Origin of the sequence: Paludibacter sp. (assembly GCF_009712605.1) — a bacterium.
Lineage (GTDB): Bacteria > Bacteroidota > Bacteroidia > Bacteroidales > Paludibacteraceae > Microbacter.
Genome location: NZ_WASO01000001.1, coordinates 511,336 through 534,531, shown reverse-complemented (window position 1 = coordinate 534,531; position 23,196 = coordinate 511,336). Strand labels below are relative to the sequence as shown.

Genomic DNA, 23,196 nt, shown 5'->3' with positions numbered 1-23,196 from the left:
TCAAGTGGAGTCTAGAAACCACTCTAAAAAACGGGGCGAAACCCCAAAAGCCTTACGAGTAGGGAATATTTTTAATCTCTTTAGTTATGAAACAACGTCGATATCTGGTTCCACTTTTTTATTGTGTAACAGTTATAATTCTGCTTCTACCTTCGATCTTATTCGGACAAAGCGACAAAAATCTGAAATTGGGTAATCCGAGTAATGCAAAAGCAGATACAACCATGCATGACAATTACCTGATGGAAAAGCCGCAATACTGCTTATCATATAATAATACAAAACATATTCCAAATTGGGTGAGTTGGCACGTCGATTCAACAGATTTAGGAAAAAAAGATCGACAAAATGATTTTCGGGCGGATAATTCTCTTCCGGCAACCTGGTATCATGTTGTAACCCCGAAAGATTACAAAAACAGCGGGTTTGATAAAGGACACCAATGTCCTTCGGGAGACAGAACCAACAGTGTTGTCAATAACTCGGCTACATTTCTGATGACAAACATGATACCGCAGGCTCCCAAAAACAATCAGCAAACATGGAAAGGGCTTGAAGATTACAGTCGTAGTCTGGTGAAACAAGGAAACGAATTGTATATCATCTGTGGCATTTGCGGACAAGGAGGCATCGGCTCAAAAAACAAAACAGATATGGTAATAGGATCAGGAGTAGTTGTTCCTGCTCAGACTTGGAAGATTATAGTAGTTGTTCCTGTAAAGAACCCTCAGATAGACACATCTACCCGAATAATTACCGTATTAATGCCAAACACCCAGGATTGTGCGAAACAACCCTGGTACAACTATAGAACATCCATTGATTCCCTTGAACAATTGACTGGATATAACTTTCTATCAAACATTCCGATTGATATTCAAAAAACTCTGGAAGCAAAAATAGATACACTGCCTATCAAAAACAAAACAATAATTAATCAATAATAAAATCATCATGAAAGACTTATCATTAAAAAAACAAACGTCTCTCGATGACAAAGAATACCATTTGCCACCACAGGGAATAGATTCTATCCTAAGAGCTAGACTACTAAAACAGTTTCAAAACTACATTGATACCCAAAAGAAACACTTCCTCGGATATCAGGCCAATCAGGATATTGAATACAAAACGGAGACATCAGATTTCCTCAGCTATCATGTCAATAACATAGGCGACCCCTTTACCGCCGGTAACTTTACCATAAACAGCAAGATACTGGAAAGAGCTGTATTAGACTATTATGCGACACTCTGGCATGCCAAACCACGTAAAGAAACAGATACACAAGACCCAGACAGTTATTGGGGATACATCCTTTCCATGGGCAGTTCCGAAGGAAATATTTACGGACTATGGAATGCACGGGATTACCTTGCTGGTCGTCAATTACAAGTCGACCCTACTCCTGAAAACCTTGGTCGGACCAACTATTTGGAACCAAAAATAGATGATGCGGCCGGAGGAACAAATTCATACACTCCGATAGCATTCTATTCCGAAGATGCCCATTACTCCATTGTCAAATTCATGAGAGTGCTTGGTATAGCTACATTCAATGAAGTCGGAGAAAAATATTATAAAGGGCAAAATCCGTTAGATGCAAACGGAAATTGGTCTAAAAACAAAGAAGTGCCATCAAAGCAGGGCGCAATCGGTCCGGGAAGCGTCGATGTTGAAAAATTGGCAACATTAGTCGAGTTTTTTGCTTCAAAAGGCTATCCGATTCTAGTAATATGTAACTACGGTTCTACTTTCAAAGGTGCATATGATGATGTGAGAGCCGTACAGGATACGCTAATGCCGATATTTACCAAATATCACTTAGTAAATCGGAAAGTGACTTACGAAGACGACAAAGGAAACCAGCACGTGGACATCCGAAATGGATACTGGATTCATGTTGACGGCGCCCTTGGGGCAACATATATGCCCTTTGTGGAAAAAGCGCATGAACAAAAGAAATTAGACCAACGTGGCCCGGATTTCGATTTCAGACTATCCGGAGTCAACTCAATCGTAACAAGCGGTCATAAATGGCCCGGAGCCCCTTGGCCATGCGGAATATTTATGACAAAACATAAATATCAATTGTTTCCGCCCGATGATCCGGCATATATTGGAGCACCAGACACCACATTTTCCGGTTCACGAAATGGATTTTCAGGAATAATAATGTGGGAGTTTCTTGCCAAGAACAGTTATGACCAACAAATTAAAAAGGTATTGAAGTGCGAGGAAATTACAAAATATGCTGAAGAGCAACTCAAAAAACTGGAAAAGGATTATCATCCCGATCTTGATTTATACGTAGCACGAACACCACTTGCCCTCACTGTTCGATTCCGCAAACCGAATAAAGACATCGTATTCAAATACTCGCTTTCCTGTGAATCGCTTTTGGTTGATGGAGAGCAACGTAATTATGCCCATGTGTATGCCATGACTTTGGTAACCAAAGAGCGTGTAGATGAATTTATCAAACAATTGCAAGCAAAAGATGCCTTTAGAGACGATTCCGAAGAACAGGCAAATGCTCTTCCAAAGTTTGCACATTCAAGCGGATGGAAATAACATATTGACACAGAAGTTAAGCGACAATCCGAACGCTTGAAATCCTTAGCTTAACAGACAAAACCGACGAGACTCTTTTATGATAACAATGAGTTTTGATATACCTTGCCATTTTAAAAACCAATCGCGGGATCTCCATTGGCGACCCCGCGATTCGATTCAACAAATTATCATCTTTTTTCGATCCTGTCTATTCTTCTTTTTTCTTCTTCAAGAATTTCAGTTCTACAATAAAAGCAACCAACAAGCCCAGCCCACCGAACAACAGTACCGACGCACCGTAAATAACACCAGAGGCTTGATAGCCCTGATTTCCAATACTCTCGAAATTGAACCCTGGAATCGTATTGAGACAGATAAAATAACCTACAAGTAGTCCCAACCCGACGCCCAGAAGAAGGCAAGCCACTTTCAGCGTACCAAAATTGAATTGACCTTCGATGCGCACCGGCAACGACAGTTTGGTTTGCATCACCGAAATATCGAGCTTATCGCCCAATTTTTCGATAATCGTGAGCCGTTCTTTTTTCTTCACAAAGAGTTCGAACAGTTTGTAGATACCCAGAGTAATCATCCCCACTACCAAAGGGATTGTAATAAAGTCCATCATAATCGTGTAAGTTTAGGTGAATATTTTCGTTCTTTGCTATGTTTGACGCAACGATTGCAGATCGGTTACACATTTGGCAAATTTTCTTTTTCCCCAAGACAGGGAAACCTCTCCGGGCAACTTATTAAACAGCGCCAGTCAGGATAAGCCACAAAAAAAGCAGAAATAAAAACAGGTTTGTCATGATCGGTTGGTTTAAGCAATTAATTTTGTCCTTTGCAATATTTGACGCAACTTCGCACGATTAGTTACACTTTGCGACAGATTTATTTTTTTTCGCACAACGTGTAACCGAAACGGCACCCTTGCGTCTAACGAATATATGGATAATCGGGACGAATTACAGATCATCGAGCGTATACGGCAAGGAGAGACGAACCAGTTTTCTTATCTCCTCAACCGTTATAGCAATGTTATCTATTCGCTGATCGCCCGCATTATCCCGTCGAAAGAAGATGCCGAAGAGCTGACGCAGGATACGTTCCTGAAAGCATTCCGAAAACTCGACACCTTCAAAGGTGATTGCAGTTTTTCTACCTGGCTGTTCCGCATTGCCTACAACACGGCGGTATCGGCCACTCGGAAGAGCAAGATTGTTTTCCCTCTGATCGACGAAACAATGCTTGCCCGTGTTGCCGACGAAGAGGCCGACGCCGTTTTCGAAGAAGAAAACGAAGAGTTGCTCCGGAAGCTGGAGATTGCCCTCGAAAAACTCAATCTGGAAGAAAGAGCTCTGATCACGTTATACTATACGGAGGACAAACCGGTTGCCGAAATCGCTGCCATCATGGAACTGACGGCCGACAATGTCAAGATCAAACTCTTTCGGATACGTAAGAAATTGTACGTATTAATCAACAAACAACAAGCACAATGAAGCACGACAAAGCAATAGCAAAGGTTCTGAAAAGGCGCTCCGAATTTACTCTTCCCGACGGTTTCAACAGTCGGATGATGGAGAAGATTTTTCTTGCCGAAGCGAAAAAAAAGAGACAAGCCTTCATTCTCAACATATGTCTCATATCTTTCGTTTCGCTGAGCCTGATCGCCATGGCCGTTTACCTACTATGGGATTCACTTTCGACACTGACCTTCCGCACGCCGGCTCTGCATATCACCTCTGAGGCTCTCTCGCAATACGGTTTTTGTTTCTATATAGCTTTTCTGGTGATGGTGCTATTCGGGCTCGATCACCTCTTCCGTTCTCGTTGGCACAAAAAGAGATTCAAAGAAGCAGGACATTAAAGCTCTTTATCCGATAGTTTGAAGAGACGTGGCATACCACGTCTCTTCTTTGTTTCCTGCCGGAAATAGAATATATTTGTGTAATAAAAAACCTCTCAAAATATGGAAGACCTGGAAATTTGCCACTGCAACAACGTTTCGAAGAACGAAATTACCGATGCCATCTGCCAACACAGATATACCTCCGTAGCCGAAATACAGAACGCACTCAAAGCCGGCATTATTTGCGGGCGCTGTATTCCTGAGATACGGAACATTCTGGCAAAACAAAACCAATAACAATAAGTTTCAGCCAGTAAGGGCTTCGCTTTGAGCGAAATCCTTACTAAATTGAATATAAACTTTTTAACCTTCTAAATCAATATCATTATGTCTGAAATAATATTGGGAGTCGGCTCCCGCGTGAAACATCCGCAATTTGGTAAAGGCGCTGTGGTACAGCTCCGTTCCGATGCCTACGAAATATGTTTTATCGATTGCGGTGTTCGCATTATTGCCCGTGACTACACGGCCTGGGAAGTGATTGAAGCTATAGAAACACCGTCCGATCTGGCTACTTACGAAAAAATTGAGAAGAGCCTGATCCGGGTATTGCAACGATTCAGCGATATCACCGAAAAAACGGAGCTGGGACAGCGGTGGAATAATGGAAAGATGATTCTGATTCCCGGTGACAAAGAGACCAAAGAAAAAGAAATTCCGCTCGAAACCTTCTTTCACAAAATAGTGATGGTGCGCGACCGGTTGCGAGTGCTCGAAGCTAAGATCAACGCCAGCAATCTCACCGACGAAGATAAAGTAGAGCTACAACAATACATCACCCGTTGCTACGGCAGCCTAACCACCTTCAATGTCCTGTTCAAAAACAAAAACGATCAGTTTGTTGGCGAAAAAGGAGCATAGCTTTGAGAAATAAAAAACCGATCCAACGACAGTATGCCATCGGATCGGTTCTCGTATAAAATCCAAACTATTTAAAATTGATTTTCTTCACTTTGTAGCCCATCGTCAAAAGCATTTCGGCTATTTTTACACGGAAGTCACCTTGCACCAGTATTTCGCCATCACGCGCAGAACCACCTGCTCCGCATTTCACTTTCAGGGTTTTTCCCAGCTCTTTCAGCTCTTCATCACCTCCGAAAAAATTCGAGATAATAGTGGCCGGCTTACCATTTCGCTTGTCCATTTCCACCCGCAAAGGTTCTGATTGCTTTTTTACAACCGAAGTTACCTGTTCTACCTCTGGCATATTTTCTCCTTCCGGTAATACCTCTTTCAATCCGCCGAGTTTATCTTTCCAATCCATAATCCCGTTTTAATATTAATTTACAGACAATTAACCTACATTTATTTCAATTGCGGTCTCACCGGCGACCAATGGGTTTGTACAATTCTCCACTCGCCAGTTTCCTCCCGACGATATACTTCGGTGCAGTTCCACTTGTAAACCGTTTCATTTACATATCCTTCGTAGTTGAACGTAAGCACAGCCATCGCATCAGTAGCCTGGACGTGAGGATTCAGTAACTCGTACCGGTCAGTATGCACTTGTCCTCTGATGCTATCATACAACGCCCTTAACTGGTCAATTCCGTCCAACCGTTTTTCCACGAAAGGATCAAAATAAACCACATCCGGAGCTGAAATATCCAGAAAACCGTCAGGATTCCCGTTGCCCCATTGGTCAAGAGCCGCTTTCTCCATGGCAATAATCGTTGCCGCAATCTCTTCTCTGTTTTGAACTTGTAATCCCATTGTTTCAATTTTATTTTAGATGAATAAATCCGGTTACTATTTCTATTTCCAAGAATCACATTCAGTTGTATAGAACATTTCCATTGATCTCCAAATAGTGATCCATCAAACAATTACTTCTTTGACAAAATAAAATGCCATCACAAGACAAAGCACAATCTTCACGACGGTACCCGCCAGAAATCCGATAAATGAACCAATTGCCGAACGGAAAGCCTTTTGGGAATCCTGCCGGTTCATCAGTTCACCAATAAAAGCTCCCACAAAAGGCCCTATCACGAAGCCCCATGGCGGAATAAACAATCCGACGATCAATCCGACCGTTGCTCCTCGAGTACCACCCTTTGTTCCACCAAATTTTTTTGTTCCCCAGATAGGAATCATATATTCGAGTACTACTACCGCTGCCGTCACCACAGCCCACGCTACCAAAAAAGTCACCGGAAAAGGATGCCGGTTCGTCAACTGCAACAGAATTAAGCTTATATAGGCCAACGGAGGCCCCGGCAAAAATGGAAGGATGCTTCCAGCAAAACTCCCCAACAATAATAAGATGCCAATAATAATCAGAATAGTATCCATCTCAATTCCATTTCATTAATTTGAAAATTGCATACCCCAAAAGCAAATAAAACAAGGTCCCTAAGAAAGAGATCAAAACAATACGGGAGTCATGACCATTCTTTTCCTTTTCCGAACCTGAGATATTATACATTCGTGTCAATAAAATGACATAGAAAAACACAATGGGTCCTAGAAAAAAAACAACCCATCTGTTGCCTAACAACAATGAGATTTTATCTTTATTCTTACGTTCAGTCTCCATAAATCGTTATCACTAATCACCTTTTATCTTCAACTTATACATCGTCACCGCCTTGCGGATAGATGCCAAGCCAAACAGTTCCGGATCGATTTCTTCGGGCTTAATAAAGAATGCTTCTGCCACATCGTCTGCGGCTTTCAAACCGGAAAAATCGCTCACCTGACAACGAAAAAAGAAATCGAGCGTGGGAATATTCATCCCTAAGTAGCAATACCAGTTGGGCAGTGAAAAAAGAATCTCCGAACGATCCACAGACAAATTGAGTTCTTCCTTGATTTCACGGGCGATGGTCTCAGCACAGGTTTCCTCCATGTCGGTAAAACCACCCGGCAAATCGAACGTCCCTTTCTCTGGCTCTTTTCCTCTGCGACACACCAGCAACTCACCCTTTTCATTTTCGATGAAAGCCGCCGTAGCTGCCGACGGATTGAGATAATAAACAAAACCGCAATCGGCACATTTTTTTGATTTCACATTATTGACGTTGAAATGTTGCGACCCGCATACCGGGCAAAAACGAAAAAGGTCAAGACAATGACTCATAGTTTTAGGTTCAATTTTGAGAGACACAATTGATGAATGCTTCAGCAAATTTACTGTATATTTGTCACAGAATAATGCAATCGGACAATTATAAACATTATCGATTTCTACCTGACTCCTATTTTGCAATCATGACTGACACGAACCTACTCCGCAAAGCATTTTTATGCTGCACAGCTTTGGCTCTTTCCATCTTTTCCTCTGCACAAAAACCCGAAACGCTCCGTTTGTGGTACAATCAACCGGCTTCCAAATTCGAAGAAGCCCTGCCTCTGGGCAACGGACGATTAGGCCTGATGGTGTATGGCGGAGTAAAAGACGAATTATTGAATCTCAACGAAGGTTCTTTTTGGTCGGGGGTCCCCTCCAATACCAATCCGACACCCGACGCTCCGACTTTTCTGCCTAAAGTACGACAACTACTGTTTCAGGGGAAAAACAATGAAGCTACGACCATTCTGAAAAACATTCAGGGGCCCGATGTTCAGGCTTTTCTCCCAATGGGAAATCTGCAAATACAGCAACATCGCAACGGCATTCCGGTTGAATATTGCCGCGATCTCGATATTTCAAAAGCAATAGCAACCACCACATTCCGAATCGACAGCGTGGAATACAAAAGAGAGTTTTTCGTCTCCGCCCCCGATCAAGTGATCGTTATTCGACTGACGGCTTCCAAAAAGAGACAATTATCCTTCGATCTGACGGGCAACACGCCATTTGCGGCGGCCTCCATCACAGCTATAGGTAACAACGAATTTATACTCAAGGGAACCGCACCTTATTCTCTTCCTTTTGAAGGCCGTTTCCCAATTGTTTACTCAAATTCCAAAGGAGAAAAAGGCATGCGGTATCAGTATCGGGTACGGGTAGTCAGTTGCGATGGAAAAGTAAGTACCAACCCCTGTTTGCATGTAAGCAATGCCTCCGAAGTTGTCCTGCTGGTTTCGGCTGCTACCAGTTTCAACGGCTTCAAAAATGATCCACAAACCAACGGGAAAGATGAAGATGCACTCTGCAAAAACTATCTCGACAAAGCAACATCACTCTCGTTTGATCAGCTAAAAGAGAAACACATTCGTGACTATTCGCAATTTTTCAACCGCATGTCGCTCGATTTGGGAAGCAACGGCAAGGAAACCCAACCGACCGATGAACGACTGAAACGGTATGCTTCGGGAGAAAAAGATCCTTCGCTCGAAACCCTCTACTTCCAGTTCGGACGTTATCTGCTTATTTCCTGTTCGCGACCGGGTGGAACGGCAGCTAACCTACAGGGAATATGGAATAAAGATCAACGTCCGCCATGGAATTGTAACTACACAACCAACATCAACCTACAGATGAATTACTGGCCTGCCGAGATGCTGAATCTGTCTGAATTAACAGAACCACTCATCCATCAAATAGAAAACCTCGCTGTTAACGGAAAAGATATAGCCCGCAATTTTTACAACATGAAAGGCTGGGCCGTGCATCACAACTCCGATATCTGGGCCAGTGCCAATCCGGTTGGAGGAAAAGAAGGAGATCCTATGTGGGCAAACTGGGCTATGGGTTCTCCCTGGCTATCGCAACATCTCTACGATCATTACCGTTTTACCGGCGACAAAGAGTACCTGAAAAACACAGCTTATCCGCTGATGAAATCGGCAGCCGACTTTTGTATGGACTGGTTGATAAAGAAAAACGGGCATTTGGTAACGGCGCCATCTACCTCTCCTGAAAACAGCTACAAAGACGAAAAAGGACAAATCAATGTTGTAACCATCGCTTCTTCAATGGACATGGAGATTTTGTGGGACATCTTCAACAACCTGATAGAAGCTTCGCAAACGCTAAACACAGACGCCGATCTACAAAAAGTATGGAGAGAAAAACGGGATCAGCTGCGCCCGTTGAAGATCGGCAAAAAAGGGAATCTTCAGGAGTGGATAAAAGATTACGCTGATGTGGACCCGCAACACCGCCATGTCTCGCACCTTTTCGGGCTCCATCCGGGACGTGAAATTTCGCCCATTACCACACCGGCTCTTGCCAACGCCTGCCGCAAAACGCTTGAGATTCGTGGTGACGGCGGTACAGGCTGGAGCAAAGCATGGAAAATAAACTTCTGGGCCCGCCTGTTCGACGGCGATCACAGTTACAAGATGTATCGCGAGCAACTCTCTAAATCGACACTCAACAACCTGTTCGACACTCACCCGCCCTTCCAGATCGACGGCAACTTTGGCGGTGCATCAGGCGTAGGAGAAATGTTGCTTCAAAGCCATTTGAACGAAATAGATTTACTTCCGGCTCTACCTTCCGAGTGGAAAAGCGGAGTTATGAAAGGAATGAAAGCACGGGGTAATTTCGAAGTAAGCTTCTCTTGGAATGATGGCAGGCTGACAACAGGCTCTATTACATCGATGGCCGGACAACCTTGTAAATTGCGTTCCAAGACACCGCTGACGATTACCGGTGCCGATGTTACCGAGAAACAAGAAAAAGGGTATTATCTGTACTCATTCAATACTGTCATGAATACAGAGTACAAACTGACAGGAAGATAATTTTTTAAGCATTTCGGTTCAAAAAAAGAGGTAAAACGACCCAAAACGCGCCCATATTAACAAGTTTACCCTTCCTAAAAAGGGAGGTTTCGGCAAAAATTCGTTATCTTTGCATTTTGAAGGATAAACCTACGTTAAATTCGTAAATCCCTACTAATCAATGAGCGATCCGATAAAACACGAATGCGGCATTGTACTGATGCGGTTACTTAAACCGCTCGAATACTACAAAGCCAAGTATGGAACCACCCGTTTCGGGCTGAACAACCTCTATCTTTTGATGGAAAAACAGCACAACCGGGGTCAGGAAGGCGCTGGCATTGCGTGTGTCAATTTGAATGCAACAGCGGGAGAAGAATATATATTTCGTGAAAGAGCTTTAGGTAACGGTGCCATCACCGACGTATTCAACAGCGTAGGTCGTCAGATAGAGGCTTACGAAAAAATGCCGGACAACGAAAGATGCACCAACGCTCCGTTTGTCGGGGAACTATACATCGGCCACCTGCGCTACAGTACCATCGGTCGTTCCGGTATTTCATACGCACACCCGTTTCTTCGTCGCAATAACTGGAAAAGCAAGAATCTCTGTCTGGCCGGCAATTTCAACCTTGCCAATGTTGACGAGATTTTCGATCATATCGTGGCCGAAGGGCAACATCCCCGCCACAATGCCGATACATTTATCATTCTTGAACAACTCGGCGGCAGACTCGACTCCGAAGTAGAACATCTCTACACCAAATTTGCCCTCGAAGGCATGGCCGGAAAAGAACTCAACCAGGCTATCGAACAACATTTGGATCTGGAACGCATCATCAAACGCGCTACTGCAATGTGGGACGGCGGTTTTGTGATTTGCGGTCTGACCGGTAGCGGTGATGCTTTTGTTTTCCGCGACAAATGGGGAATCCGCCCGGCTTTTTACTTTGCCAACGACGAAATCATTGTAGTCACCTCCGAACGTCCGGCGATGCAAACCGTACTCAACATCGCGACTGAAGAAATTCAAGAACTGAACCCGGGTGCAGGACTTTTCATCAAGCAAGACGGTTCTTTCAAAATCAGCCAGATACACCAAACTGAAAATGTTGCTCCCTGTTCGTTCGAACGTATCTATTTCTCTCGAGGCAGCGACCGCGATATCTATCGCGAACGTAAAACTCTGGGACGATTGCTGACTCCGCAAATTCTCGAAGCTATCAATCAGGATGTGGATCACACTGTTCTCTCGTTTATTCCTAACACTGCAGAGGTTGCCTACTACGGCATGATGGAAGGATTTGAAAACTACCTGAATCAACAAAAAACGGCGGCTATTCTGAACAAAAAGAAAACCCTGTCGGAAGCTGAGGTGGAAAAAATCCTTCAAAAAAAGATACGTACTGAAAAGCTGACTATCAAGGACATCAAACTGAGGACCTTTATCACCGAAGATAAAAACAGGAATGACCTTGCCGCTCACGTTTACGACATCACCTACGGCACAATCAAAGAAAACGAAGATTACATCGTGGTGATAGACGACAGTATTGTACGCGGAACGACCCTCAAGCAGAGTATTATCAAGATTTTGAGTCGTCTCAAACCAAAGAAAATTGTAATCGTCTCTTCTTCTCCGCAGATTCGTTATCCCGACTGTTACGGTATTGACATGTCGCGCATGAGCGAATTCATCGCCTTCAATGCTGCCATCGAGCTACTGAAAGAACGGGGCATGGAAAACGTGATTCACGAAGTATACAAAAAGAGCAAGGAACAGGAGAATCAGCCCAAAGAATGGATTGTAAATCACGTAAAAGACATTTACGCTCCTTTTTCCGATACAGAAATAGCAAAAAAAATTGGAGAGATGGTAACTCCGGACAATTGTACGGTAGAAGTGGAAATTATCTACCAAACCATCGAAAACCTTCATGTTGCCTGCCCAAAACATAACGGGGACTGGTACTTCTCTGGAAATTATCCGACTCCCGGAGGAAACAGAATCGTAAACCAAGCGTTTATAAACTATTACGAAAAGAACGATTTACGCCCGGGCAAACAGACGACACGAAAAAATAACAAATAAAAAGTAAGAAGTAATCCAACTTCAACTATTTCAAAATGAGTAAAAGTATAGTAAGGGATAAAGCAAAACTATTTGCCATTAGAACTATCCGGCTATATCAATATCTCACCGTCAAAAAAAAGAATATATCATTTCAAAGCAGTTATTGCGAGCCGGAACAAGTATTGGGTCAAATCTTGCCGAACAAGAATTTGCCATATCAGATGCCGATTATTTGAATAAAACAAGTATTGCATTAAAAGAAGCTGCAGAATCAGCTTATTGGCTTGATTTATTACATGAGACAGAATACATTTCTGACAACGAGTTTCATAGCATCCATACAGATTGTAATGAATTGATTAGCATGCTTGCTGCATCTGTAAAATCGATAAAAGCGAAATTAAATCGTTAACTCGAGAATGACATCTATTACTTATTCATTTTTACTTCTTACTTAAAATAGATAATTATGAAGTTCACAAAAATGCAAGGCGCCGGAAACGACTACGTTTATGTAAACGGGTTTGTTGAACAGATTGAAGATCCGGCTACGTTAGCGACTGCCATTAGCGACCGTCACTTCGGCATCGGATCCGACGGTCTGGTTCTCATTTTGCCTTCCGAAACGTGCGACTTCCGCATGCGCATGTTCAACTCCGATGGCTCGGAATCGGAAATGTGCGGCAATGCCACCCGTTGTATCGGCAAATTTGTATATGACAAAGGATTAACCGACAAAACAGAGCTCACGCTCGAAACTCTTGCAGGAGTAAAACACCTCACGCTGAACATAGAAAACGGCAAAGTAAACTCCGTTCGTGTCGATATGGGTGAACCCATTCTTGCGCCCAAACTGATACCTATCAACCTCGACGAAACCAGTGTGATCAACTACCCCATTGCTCTTGAAAGCCGCAAGGTAAACATCACAGCCGTTTCCATGGGGAATCCCCACGCCGTGATTTTCATGGATTCGCTCGAAGAGCTGGATATACAAAAAAGCGGTCCGAAAGTGGAACACCATCCGCTCTTCCCGCGCCGTACCAATACCGAGTTCGCACAGGTTATCTCGCCGACTCATATCAAGATGAGAGTTTGGGAACGTGGTGCCGGAGAAACGCTTGCCTGCGGAACCGGAGCTTGTGCAACAGCCGTGGCAGCCGTACTGAACGGTAAAACCGAACGCAAAGTAACATTGGAACTCCTCGGCGGAAACCTCGAAATAGAATGGTCGGAAGCTGACAACCACGTCTACATGACCGGACCAGCTGTAACCGTTTTCGAAGGCGAATACCTGCTTTGATATTTACAATTTATTAATTTACGATTGACGATTTAGAATCGGCACATTCAGGGCAGATTTCATTCTCAAATCTTCAAATTCTCAAATCCCAAAATTAGCAATATGGCTTTTGTAAACGACAATTTTTTGAATATCCCCGAAACCTATCTTTTTTCGGAGATCGCACGTAAAGTAAATACCTACAAGGAAGAAAATCCATCAGCAAATATCATTCGTCTTGGTATCGGCGACGTAACGCGTCCGCTGGCTCCGGCTGTTATCAAAGCTCTTCATGCTGCTGTTGACGAAATGGGTGAAGCCAGTACCTTTCGCGGTTACGGCCCGGAACAGGGTTATGCCTTCCTGCGCGAAACCATTGTTGCTAAAGACTATACTGCCCGTGGCATGGACATTGCTCCCGACGAAGTATTCGTGAGTGACGGCGCCAAAAGCGACACCGGCAACTTCGGCGACATTCTCGGCCCGAACAACGTGATTGCCGTTACCGACCCTGTTTATCCCGTTTACGTGGATACAAACGCCATGGCTGGTCGTGCCGGCAAACCGACAGCCGACGGCAAATGGGAAAAGATTGTTTATTTGCCCTGTACAAAGGAAAACAACTTCATTCCAGAACTTCCGGCGACTCGTCCCGATGTAATTTATCTCTGCTACCCGAACAATCCGACAGGAACAACTCTGAAGAAAAACGAATTGAAACAGTGGGTCGACTACGCTCGCGCCAACGACGTATTGATTTTGTTCGATGCCGCCTACGAAGCCTTTATCAGCGAAGCAGATGTTCCTCACTCTATCTACGAAATTGAAGGAGCCCGCGAAGTAGCTGTCGAATTCCGCAGTTTCTCAAAAACCGCAGGTTTCACCGGATTACGTTGCGGTTATACCGTCGTTCCCAAAACGGTTCTGGTTAATTCTGCCGAACACGGACGTGTACCACTCAACCGCCTATGGAACCGCCGCCAAACAACAAAATTCAACGGCACCGCCTACATTGTACAACGTGCTGCCGAAGCTATTTATTCTGCCGAAGGGCAACAAGAGATCAAAGAAACCATCGCCACTTACATGAATAACGCCGGCATCATCCGTAAAGGCGTTGAAGCAAAAGGTCTGAGTGCATTCGGCGGTGTAAATGCGCCATACATCTGGCTAAAGACTCCCGACGGCATCTCATCATGGCAGTTCTTCGATCGTTTGCTCAACGAAATGAATGTTGTTGGCACTCCGGGCGTCGGATTCGGTCCTCATGGTGAAGGCTACTTCCGCCTCACTGCATTCGGAAGCCAGGCTCAAACCGAGGAAGCCATGCAACGCATTGCCAACTGGAAACTGTAATTAATTAATAATGAAGAATTAATAATTAGTCAGATTATATTACAGAATGAGAATTTGCAGCACCCACTGGCCCTGCAAATTCTCATTATTAATTTTTAATTGTTAATTATCAACCGACTATGTCTACTTATTTATTCGACAAAATAGTATTTGGCCCCGTTATAAGTCGTCGCTTGGGCACTTCGCTCGGCATCAATCTTTTACCTGTCAATGCTAAAATCTGCACATTCAACTGCATTTATTGCGAATGCGGATTCAATTTCAAACCGCAGGAAGCTCACATCCCCACACGTGAAGAAGTCAAAGAGGCACTACGGATAGCGCTGTCTGAAATTAAAGTGGACGGCAAAAAACTGGATGTCATCACTTTTGCCGGAAACGGAGAACCTACGATGCACACCGACTTTGCCGGAATTGTAAACGATACCATCGCTCTTCGAAACGAGTTTTTCCCCGAGGCAAAGATCAGCGTTTTGTCTAACAGCACACTGATACACAAACCATCCGTATTTGAAACATTAAACAAAGTGGATAACAATATCCTGAAAATGGATTCGGTGTTCGACAATACAATCCGCCTGCTCAACCAACCCGGAGCTGCCTCTTTTTCAGGCGAATGGCTAATTGAGCATCTAAAACGATTCAATGGAAATCTCATCATCCAAACGCTCTTTTTGCAGGGAGAAATCGAGGGGCAACAGATAGACAACACCACTGAGGAAGAGCTGAGTGCGTGGCTGGATGCCGTGAAAGAAATCAGACCAAAACAGGTTATGATCTACACATTGGCAAGAGACACTCCCGTTCAGGCGCTCAAAAAAACATCACACAAGCAACTCGCTCAAATTGCAGAAAGGATAAAGGCTCTCGGCATCGAAGTTTCTGTTTCTGAATAATACAGTTTTTGACATTTATTCTTTGAGATGGACTTTTTTTTGTATATTCGTGCCCTGATTTTAAAGTTTTAGAAAAGAGCAGCGCCGGCAAGTTCACATCCGCATTGCTACTGAATATAAAACAATTATCGGCCTTAAAATCATAATCAAAACAGAATCATATTTTTAACTGAAACAAATCAATGGCAACATTAGAGAAAATTAGAAGCAAAGGAGTATTCCTGTTGATAGTGGTGGGTTTAGCAATGTTTGCTTTCATTATCGGCGACTTTCTGAATTCAAGTAAAACCTATTTCGGCCAGCAAAAGCAAAAAATTGGGGTTGTTGACGGAGAAACTTTAAAGTATGCTGATTTCATGGAAGCTGTAGAACAATTATCAACAGTTTACAAGATTGAAACCGGACAACAAAATAACGACGAAATGAGCGAACAGATTCGTCAACAGGTTTGGGATAACAAAGTGACTGAAATCCTTTTGGGCAAACAAACCGAAAAAGTAGGCATTGCGGTTTCTAAAGATGAACTAGAAGACTTAACCATTGGTAACCATATCAGCCCCATCATTTACAGCCGTCGTACTTTTACCGATCCGAAAACAGGCACTTTCAGCAAAGAAGCTCTTCTTGGCTTTCTGACATCTCTGGATAAGGCTTCAAAAGGCAAAGACAAACAACATGCTGACGAGGTAAAAGAATACCAGCAATATTGGTCATTCCTCGAAAACATGGTAAAACAAAACACATTACAACAAAAGTACAACGCATTACTTTCAAAAACCATAACAGCCAACTCGCTCGATGCCAAGTTTGCATTTGATCGCAGCCAAACATCTGTAAATATGGTTTACACTATGCAGCCTTACTTCACCGTACCTGACGGAGCTGTAAAAGTATCTGAAAGTGAAATCAGTGATCTCTACAACAAACGCAAAGCCCGTTACAAACAAGAAGCTAATTTCGATCTTAAATATGTTCAATTTGATGTGAAACCATCAAAAGCAGACTACGCAGAAGTTGAAAAGAAAATCAACAGTCTGCAAAACGGATTTAACACAACTACGGACATCAAAGGATTTGTAAATGCCAACTCAGAAGAAAAATATATTGATATTGCTCTGACAAAGAAAGAAGTTCCTCCGTTCCTCCAGGATTTTGCATTCGGTGGTAAAACTGGCGATGTTGTTGGTCCTAAGATGGAAGGAGACACCTACTACATGGCTAAAATTGTTGAAGGTGGCATCAGCGAACCTGACTCTGTAAAAATCCGTCATATTGTTCTTGCAGATAGCGAAAGCAAGCTGGCCGACAGTCTTGTTGCAGCAATCAAAGGTGGTGCTAAATTTGCCGACTTAGCTCAAAAATTCTCTAAATTGCAACAAACCGCAGCAAACGGCGGTGAAATTGGCTGGGTACGCCAAATGAACCTCTTACAAAACGGCTTTAAACAAGATCTCGTTACAAAACTTTTCAGAGGCGGTGTAAACGAAGTTATTCTTGACAAACAAACATCTTCTATCCAGATCATTCAGGTTGAAGAAAAGACCTCAAGCATCAGCAAAGTAAAACTGGCTTTATTGGCACTGAAAGCCGTTCCAAGCGATCAGACAAGAGAAACTGTTTACAATCAGGCTAAAGAATTTGCAGCAGCAGCAACCAGCAGCGACAAATTCGATCAGGCAGCTAAATCAAAAGGTGTTACTGTTCGCCCGATGAACGGTTTAGACCCCAACGCTCCCCGACTGGGTAACGTTAAGAATACCCGTACGGTTTTCCGTTGGGCAAACGATGCGAAAGCAGGTTCTACTTCAGACGTATTTGAATGCGGCGAACGCAACGATGTTCTCATCGTAGCCAACCTGATTGCATCGCATCCGAAAGGATACCGCGATCTGAAAGATGTTACAGCTGAATTGAAAGCAGAACTCATCAACGACAAGAAAGCTGAAGTAATCACCAAAAATATGAACTCAGCAATGGCTTCAGCTAAAACTGTTCAAGCTTTGGCTGCTGCTTTGAAACAAAAAACAGACACTGCTTCTAACCTGAATTTCTTCAGCGCACAAGCCGGATCTCTTGGAATGGAACCTGCCGTTATCGGTGCAGCTTCCGCTTCTAAACCAAATCATCTTTCAGCTCCTGTTAAAGGCAAAGCTGGTGTATTTGTTTTCAGCGTTGTAAGTGAACAAAAAAGAAACGATAAGTTTAACGCCAAGGCTCAGATTGATATGCTGAATTCCCGTTATGCTTATATGCTTCCTTACATGACATTACAAGTTCTGAAAGACAAAGCTGACATAACAGATAACAGAATCAAGTTTTTCTAACTAGTCCTCCTCTCCTAACAAAAAAAAGGTTGCCAAACGGCAGCCTTTTTTTGTTTGTGAGCCTATACTAAACAAGCTTCAACAGCGGTTAAAAAAGCCTGAATCTGTCTAATTATCCTACAATATCAAAATTTGTTACTACATTTGCACTAATATAAAAAACTATCTGATAAGAATAGCCTTTAATACTTTTATTTGCCTGAATATCAGCTCACAGACTTTAATATCCGGTTAAAAGGATAACAACGAGGCAAAAGTAAAAGAAGCAAGTGCCGGCAAAAGGTTAAAAAATTTATTTCAAAAACCAATTTTCTTCATGAAACAGCTTAAATACTTGGTTATTTTTTTGTTCACCTTAGGATTGCTCGTATTTAACTCTTGCCTCAGTAACAGCGTCACAAATTACTCCGACGATGCCCGCGTATACACCTTTGCAATAAAGAGTGACAGCGTACCTGCTTTTGCAAAAGCAAAATTTACCGTTGATCAAACCGGTGGTAATGCATATAAAACCAACGGATTAATCTACAACGTAGACTCCCTCCCTTTCAAAACAAAACTGTACGGTCATTTCAGAGCCATACCTGTCATAAGCACCTATTCTTCAGCTGCCATGTTTTTCGACAAAAAGGCCTATAAGGCAGGAGACTCTATCGATTTCAGAACCAAACAGGTTTTTTTAAATTATGCAGCTAATGGAACCGATACAATGTCATATTATGTAGATGTACGCGTTCACAAAGTAGAGCCGGACTCCATCGCATGGCAATTGAGAACTTATCCTTCCTTTGGTTCTGCGGAAACAGCACAAAAAGCAGTCTATTGCAATGATTTGGTAATGTTATTCCTTAATAACGGCTCAAACATCAGTTTATACACCACAACTGACGCTAAAAGCTGGAACGGGGGCTCAACCATTTCAACCTTACCGGCTTCTGCTTCATTGCAAAACATGATCGTTCTCAACAACGTTATGTATGTGATTGGTGACGGACAAACCATCTATTCCAGTTCAAACGGCACATCCTGGAACAAAATTACGATTTCATCGCCTAACCAGTTAAAATCACTGATCGCAGGCTATGATAACAAGCTGTTTGCCGTCATGTATGACAGCAGCAACAATTACTACGTAGAAACTTCTTCTGACGGTGCCAACTGGTCGTTACAATATGCAATAGCCGATTTCGACAATAGCTATAACAACGGCAATAAGTTTAACAGCTTCCCTGTTTCTGATTTCGCAGCAACCACATTCACACCTCAGACAGGAAGTCCAAAACTGATGCTAATAGGCGGTAAAGATAAAACAGGAAATACGGTAAATTCAGTTTACACTTACATGTCCGGTACCGGACAGTGGATGGACTTCTCTACAGAAATCAAAGCCGACTCATTCCCCGCCAGTAAGAATGCTTCATTGATTTGGTATGATGATCGTTTAATGCTCTGGGGAGGTACAAATGCTTCAGGCGCTATCGCAAAAGACACCTTGCTTTGTTCAAAGACAGAGGGATACATCTGGACAAGACGCGATACACTGATCAACTTCCCCAAAGTCCTTAATTATAAACCCAGGACTAAAGCTTCTGTTGTAGTCGATAAATACAACAGAATATTTATGATTGGAGGAAAAGATGCCAGCGGTAATTTTATCAAAGAAGCCTGGGTAGGACGAAAAAACAAGCTTGGATTCGGTTTACCTGCCATGTAATTGATACCCCATATATTTATAATAAAAACTGTTCTTCCGGGAGCAGTTTTTTGTTTACACACCACATGATTCGACTTTTTCCACCGACGACACAGCCTGTTACAGGATCAATAGATCTGCCGGCCTCAAAAAGCATTAGCAACAGAGCGCTGATCCTTTCAATGCTCAGCAAAAGTACAAAAGAGATAAGCCATCTGGCCGACTGTGACGACACGAAAGTAATGTTGGAAACCCTCAAACTGGACAAAACAACTTTCGATATCGGAGCTGCCGGAACTTCTATGCGATTCCTCACTGCTTATTTATCAAACCTACAGGGGAATTGGATTTTAACTGGCAGTGAACGCATGAAAAACCGACCAATAGGGGTTCTCATTGATGCGCTCAACCACCTTGGTGCCGATATCGAATACATAGAAAAGGAAGGCTATCCCCCTCTCCGCATATCAGGAAAAGCGCTACAAGGCGGCAAAATCAGACTTGCAGGAAATATCAGCAGCCAGTATATATCAGCTTTACTGATGATTGCCCCTACAATGAAGAACGGATTGGAAATGACCTTGGAAGGTAAAATAATCTCTATTCCTTATATCCGGATGACACTTCACATGATGGAGGAATTCGGCGTATCTGCAAAATGGGAAGGCCAAACCATAACGATTCCTCATCAGGAATACCGCCCGATCGCATTTCACGTAGAATCGGACTGGTCGGCAGCTTCCTACTGGTACGCGATCGCAGCTCTTTCCGGGAACAGTTGCTTTAAGTTATACGGACTAAAACAAGACAGCACGCAAGGCGATTCTCAGGTTGCGAAGATTTTCGAATCATTGGGAATAAAAAGCGAGTTTACTCCAGAAGGAGTTATCATATCGAATGATTCCACTCCTGTTTCTGTGTTCAATTACGACTTTATCAATCAACCGGATCTTGCGCAGACGGTAGTAGTCTGCTGCTGTTTGCTTAATATCCCATTTTCTTTTTCAGGTTTACAAACGTTGAAGATTAAGGAAACAGACCGGATTGCTGCCTTAAAAAATGAGATGGTCAAGTTGGGCTATATACTCGAAGAGCCGGAAGACGGTATGTTGTCATGGAACGGACTACGCACTAACCCTGACTACAAACAGGCCATCTGCACCTATGAAGATCATCGTATGGCGATGGCTTTTGCCCCGGCAGCATTGATTCATCCAATCAAAATAGAACACCCGGAAGTAGTTTCCAAGTCTTATCCGGGCTTCTGGCAAGACTTACAAAGCGTCGGTTTCACTATCGAATAAAAAAATGAGAGGCTGTCATCATTGTGATTGACAGCCTCTCATTTTTTCTATCTCTTCTTACGCGTCAATTTTTGCGTAAGTGGCATTTTCTTCGATAAACTGACGACGAGGTCCAACATCGTCTCCCATTAACATGGAGAAAATATGATCTGCATCAGCTGCATTTTCGATGGTTACCTGACGCAGAGTACGGTTTTCCGGGTTCATGGTGGTATCCCACAACTGCTCGGGGTTCATTTCTCCCAAACCTTTGTAGCGCTGTACGTGTACCGAATTTTCATTCCCATCTGCATATCTCTCAATAAAGGCAACGCGTTGTTGTTCATTCCAGCAATACTCTTCCACTTTTCCTTTTTTGCAAAGATAGAGCGGCGGAGTAGCAATATAAAGATGCCCGCCTTCGATCAGTTCTTTCATGTGGCGGAAGAAGAAAGTCATAATAAGGGTGTCGATGTGGCTACCATCGACGTCGGCATCGGTCATCACGATGATCTTGTGGTAACGAAGCTTTGAAACATTCAACTGCTTGCTGTCATCTTCGGTACCGATGGTAACGCCCAATGCAGTGTAAATATTACGAATTTCTTCGCTTTCAAGCACTTTATGTTGCATTGCCTTCTCCACGTTCAGTATCTTACCACGAAGTGGCAGGATAGCCTGTGTGGTACGGTTACGACCCTGTTTGGCCGAGCCACCTGCCGAGTCACCCTCGACGAGGAATATTTCGCAAATTTCAGGATGCTTTTCAGAACAGTCAGCGAGTTTACCGGGCAAACCACCACCTGAAAGTGGAGATTTACGCTGTACCATTTCGCGAGCCTTGCGGGCAGCGTTACGGGCAGTCGCAGCCAAAATCACTTTTTCTACGATCATTTTGGCCTGTTTCGGATTTTCTTCAAGATAATTCCCCAAAGCTTCACCAACAGCCTGATCGACCACGCCCATCGTCTCGTTATTCCCGAGTTTTGTTTTGGTCTGTCCTTCGAATTGAGGTTCTGCTACTTTCACCGAAATGATTGCAGTAAGACCTTCACGGAAGTCGTCCCCACTGATTTCGAGTTTTACCTTTTCAAGCATTTTGCTGTCTTCGGCATATTTTTTCAGCGTACGGGTCAATCCACGACGGAAGCCGGCTACGTGAGTACCGCCTTCAATGGTGTGGATATTGTTTACATACGAGTAAACGTTCTCGTTGTACGAGGTATTGTATGTCAACGCTATTTCGACCGGAGTACCGAATTTTTCGGTAGAAATATGGATAACTTTATCAATCAGGGGTTCGCGTGAGGAGTCAACAAATTCGGCAAACTCTTCCAGCCCGCGTTCCGAATGGAAAACTTCTTTTTTAGGAGTTCCGTCTTCGTTCAACGTACGCAAATCGGTCAGAGAAATAGTAATACCGGCATTCAAATAAGCTAACTCACGCATACGGGCGGCAAGAATATCGTATTTGTAAACGGTATCTGTAAAAATGTCGCCATCGGGATGAAATCTCACCAACGTCCCGTTTTCCGTAGTCGTTCCGATTTCTTTTACCGGGAACTGAGGAGCTCCTTTCTGGTATTCCTGCATGTACACTTTACCTTCGCGGTATACCTCAACATGCAAAAGAGAAGACAGCGCATTCACACAGGATACACCCACCCCGTGAAGACCACCGGACACCTTGTAACTTCCTTTGTCGAATTTACCTCCGGCGTGCAGTACTGTCATTACAACTTCCAGAGCCGATTTTCCTTCTTTTTCGTGCATATCAACAGGAATACCACGCCCGTTATCTCTCACCGATATGGAGTTGTCTTCGTTAATAACGACACTGATGGTATCACAATAGCCTGCAAGCGCTTCGTCAATTGAGTTATCTACAACTTCATACACGAGGTGATGCAAACCTTTGATTCCGATATCGCCAATATACATGGCCGGGCGTTTACGAACTGCCTCAAGCCCTTCAAGGACCTGAATACTACTTGCTCCGTAATCATTGTTCCCGTTCAATTTTTGTTCTTCGGTCATATCTAAATTATAATATTAGAAACACGTCATTCTTTTTCAAAAAGCAAACAAAGTTACTATTTATCATCCATATTAACAAGCAATTTAAGGAGCTTCAAAGTAAAAAATCAACAAAAAAAGGGCATAAATGAAGTGATCCATCCATGCCCTTTTAAGAATAATTT

General features: G+C 43.2%; 21 protein-coding genes. 15 read left to right on the top strand and 6 right to left on the bottom strand.

The window, feature by feature from the left end; all coding sequences use genetic code 11:
• Positions 1 to 86 precede the first annotated feature (86 nt).
• Entirely contained in the window at positions 87 to 944 is an 858-nt protein-coding gene (locus F8N35_RS01985; RefSeq protein ID WP_293049672.1) for a DNA/RNA non-specific endonuclease, read from the top strand.
• Between the two features lie 10 nt (positions 945 to 954).
• Positions 955 to 2,574, top strand: a complete 1,620-nt coding sequence (locus tag F8N35_RS01980; protein ID WP_293049671.1) for a pyridoxal-dependent decarboxylase — start codon at positions 955 to 957, stop codon at positions 2,572 to 2,574.
• A gap of 190 nt (positions 2,575 to 2,764) precedes the next feature.
• On the opposite strand, the gene F8N35_RS01975 is transcribed toward F8N35_RS01980, so the two are convergent.
• Positions 2,765 to 3,184, bottom strand: coding sequence for a DUF6249 domain-containing protein (locus tag F8N35_RS01975; RefSeq protein ID WP_293049670.1), 420 nt, complete (start codon positions 3,182 to 3,184; stop codon positions 2,765 to 2,767).
• A gap of 322 nt (positions 3,185 to 3,506) precedes the next feature.
• Between F8N35_RS01975 and F8N35_RS01970 the strand changes: the two genes are divergently transcribed.
• The 4 genes from F8N35_RS01970 to F8N35_RS01955 all read left to right on the top strand — a co-directional run bounded on the left by F8N35_RS01970 (position 3,507) and on the right by F8N35_RS01955 (position 5,332).
• Positions 3,507 to 4,061, top strand: coding sequence for a sigma-70 family RNA polymerase sigma factor (locus tag F8N35_RS01970; protein WP_293049669.1), 555 nt, complete (start codon positions 3,507 to 3,509; stop codon positions 4,059 to 4,061).
• Entirely contained in the window at positions 4,058 to 4,429 is a 372-nt protein-coding gene (locus tag F8N35_RS01965) for a hypothetical protein (protein WP_293049668.1), read from the top strand. The genes F8N35_RS01970 and F8N35_RS01965 overlap by 4 nt, the downstream gene beginning before the upstream one ends.
• Positions 4,430 to 4,531: 102 nt before the next feature.
• A complete protein-coding gene (locus tag F8N35_RS01960; protein WP_293049667.1) occupies positions 4,532 to 4,708 on the top strand; it encodes a (2Fe-2S)-binding protein in 177 nt (58 codons plus the stop codon).
• Positions 4,709 to 4,798: 90 nt separating this feature from the next.
• Positions 4,799 to 5,332, top strand: a complete 534-nt coding sequence (locus F8N35_RS01955; RefSeq protein WP_293049666.1) for a hypothetical protein — start codon at positions 4,799 to 4,801, stop codon at positions 5,330 to 5,332.
• 67 nt (positions 5,333 to 5,399) lie between these two features.
• Here F8N35_RS01955 and F8N35_RS01950 read toward each other — a convergent pair whose 3' ends face one another.
• The 4 genes from F8N35_RS01950 to F8N35_RS01935 form a co-directional block, all read right to left on the bottom strand.
• Positions 5,400 to 5,735, bottom strand: coding sequence for a translation initiation factor (locus F8N35_RS01950; protein WP_293049665.1), 336 nt, complete (start codon positions 5,733 to 5,735; stop codon positions 5,400 to 5,402).
• A gap of 41 nt (positions 5,736 to 5,776) precedes the next feature.
• Positions 5,777 to 6,184 (bottom strand): DUF4440 domain-containing protein, encoded by a 408-nt coding sequence (locus tag F8N35_RS01945; RefSeq protein WP_293049664.1) that lies wholly within the window; start codon positions 6,182 to 6,184, stop codon positions 5,777 to 5,779.
• A gap of 105 nt (positions 6,185 to 6,289) precedes the next feature.
• A complete protein-coding gene (locus F8N35_RS01940) occupies positions 6,290 to 6,766 on the bottom strand; it encodes a DUF456 domain-containing protein (RefSeq protein WP_293049663.1) in 477 nt (158 codons plus the stop codon).
• Positions 6,767 to 7,022: 256 nt separating this feature from the next.
• A complete protein-coding gene (locus F8N35_RS01935; protein ID WP_293049662.1) occupies positions 7,023 to 7,553 on the bottom strand; it encodes an NUDIX domain-containing protein in 531 nt (176 codons plus the stop codon).
• A gap of 131 nt (positions 7,554 to 7,684) precedes the next feature.
• Here F8N35_RS01935 and F8N35_RS01930 point away from each other — a divergent pair, with 131 nt between their 5' ends.
• The 9 genes from F8N35_RS01930 to aroA all read left to right on the top strand — a co-directional run bounded on the left by F8N35_RS01930 (position 7,685) and on the right by aroA (position 21,016).
• The gene (locus F8N35_RS01930) at positions 7,685 to 10,108 is read left to right on the top strand and encodes a glycoside hydrolase family 95 protein (RefSeq protein ID WP_293049661.1); all 2,424 of its coding nucleotides are present in this window, start codon (positions 7,685 to 7,687) and stop codon (positions 10,106 to 10,108) included.
• A 160-nt stretch (positions 10,109 to 10,268) separates the two neighbouring features.
• Positions 10,269 to 12,179, top strand: a complete 1,911-nt coding sequence (locus F8N35_RS01925; RefSeq protein ID WP_293049660.1) for an amidophosphoribosyltransferase — start codon at positions 10,269 to 10,271, stop codon at positions 12,177 to 12,179.
• Positions 12,180 to 12,324: 145 nt separating this feature from the next.
• Complete coding sequence (locus F8N35_RS01920) at positions 12,325 to 12,573, top strand: four helix bundle protein (RefSeq protein ID WP_293049659.1); 249 nt, start codon at positions 12,325 to 12,327, stop codon at positions 12,571 to 12,573.
• Between the two features lie 57 nt (positions 12,574 to 12,630).
• Positions 12,631 to 13,464 carry a diaminopimelate epimerase gene (gene dapF, locus F8N35_RS01915; protein WP_293049658.1) on the top strand — a complete coding sequence of 278 codons (834 nt, stop codon included), beginning with the start codon at positions 12,631 to 12,633 and terminating at the stop codon, positions 13,462 to 13,464.
• Positions 13,465 to 13,566: 102 nt separating this feature from the next.
• Positions 13,567 to 14,799, top strand: coding sequence for an LL-diaminopimelate aminotransferase (locus tag F8N35_RS01910; RefSeq protein WP_293049657.1), 1,233 nt, complete (start codon positions 13,567 to 13,569; stop codon positions 14,797 to 14,799).
• A gap of 119 nt (positions 14,800 to 14,918) precedes the next feature.
• On the top strand, positions 14,919 to 15,695 hold the full coding sequence (locus F8N35_RS01905) for a radical SAM protein (protein ID WP_293049656.1): 777 nt from the start codon (positions 14,919 to 14,921) through the stop codon (positions 15,693 to 15,695).
• 182 nt (positions 15,696 to 15,877) lie between these two features.
• Positions 15,878 to 18,019 (top strand): peptidylprolyl isomerase, encoded by a 2,142-nt coding sequence (locus F8N35_RS01900; protein WP_293049655.1) that lies wholly within the window; start codon positions 15,878 to 15,880, stop codon positions 18,017 to 18,019.
• 316 nt (positions 18,020 to 18,335) lie between these two features.
• Positions 18,336 to 19,733, top strand: coding sequence for a DUF6242 domain-containing protein (locus F8N35_RS01895; protein WP_293049654.1), 1,398 nt, complete (start codon positions 18,336 to 18,338; stop codon positions 19,731 to 19,733).
• 65 nt (positions 19,734 to 19,798) lie between these two features.
• Positions 19,799 to 21,016, top strand: coding sequence for a 3-phosphoshikimate 1-carboxyvinyltransferase (gene aroA, locus F8N35_RS01890; RefSeq protein WP_293049653.1), 1,218 nt, complete (start codon positions 19,799 to 19,801; stop codon positions 21,014 to 21,016).
• A 57-nt stretch (positions 21,017 to 21,073) separates the two neighbouring features.
• On the opposite strand, the gene gyrB is transcribed toward aroA, so the two are convergent.
• The gene (gene gyrB / locus F8N35_RS01885) at positions 21,074 to 23,032 is read right to left on the bottom strand and encodes a DNA topoisomerase (ATP-hydrolyzing) subunit B (protein WP_293049652.1); all 1,959 of its coding nucleotides are present in this window, start codon (positions 23,030 to 23,032) and stop codon (positions 21,074 to 21,076) included.
• Positions 23,033 to 23,196: the final 164 nt, after the last annotated feature.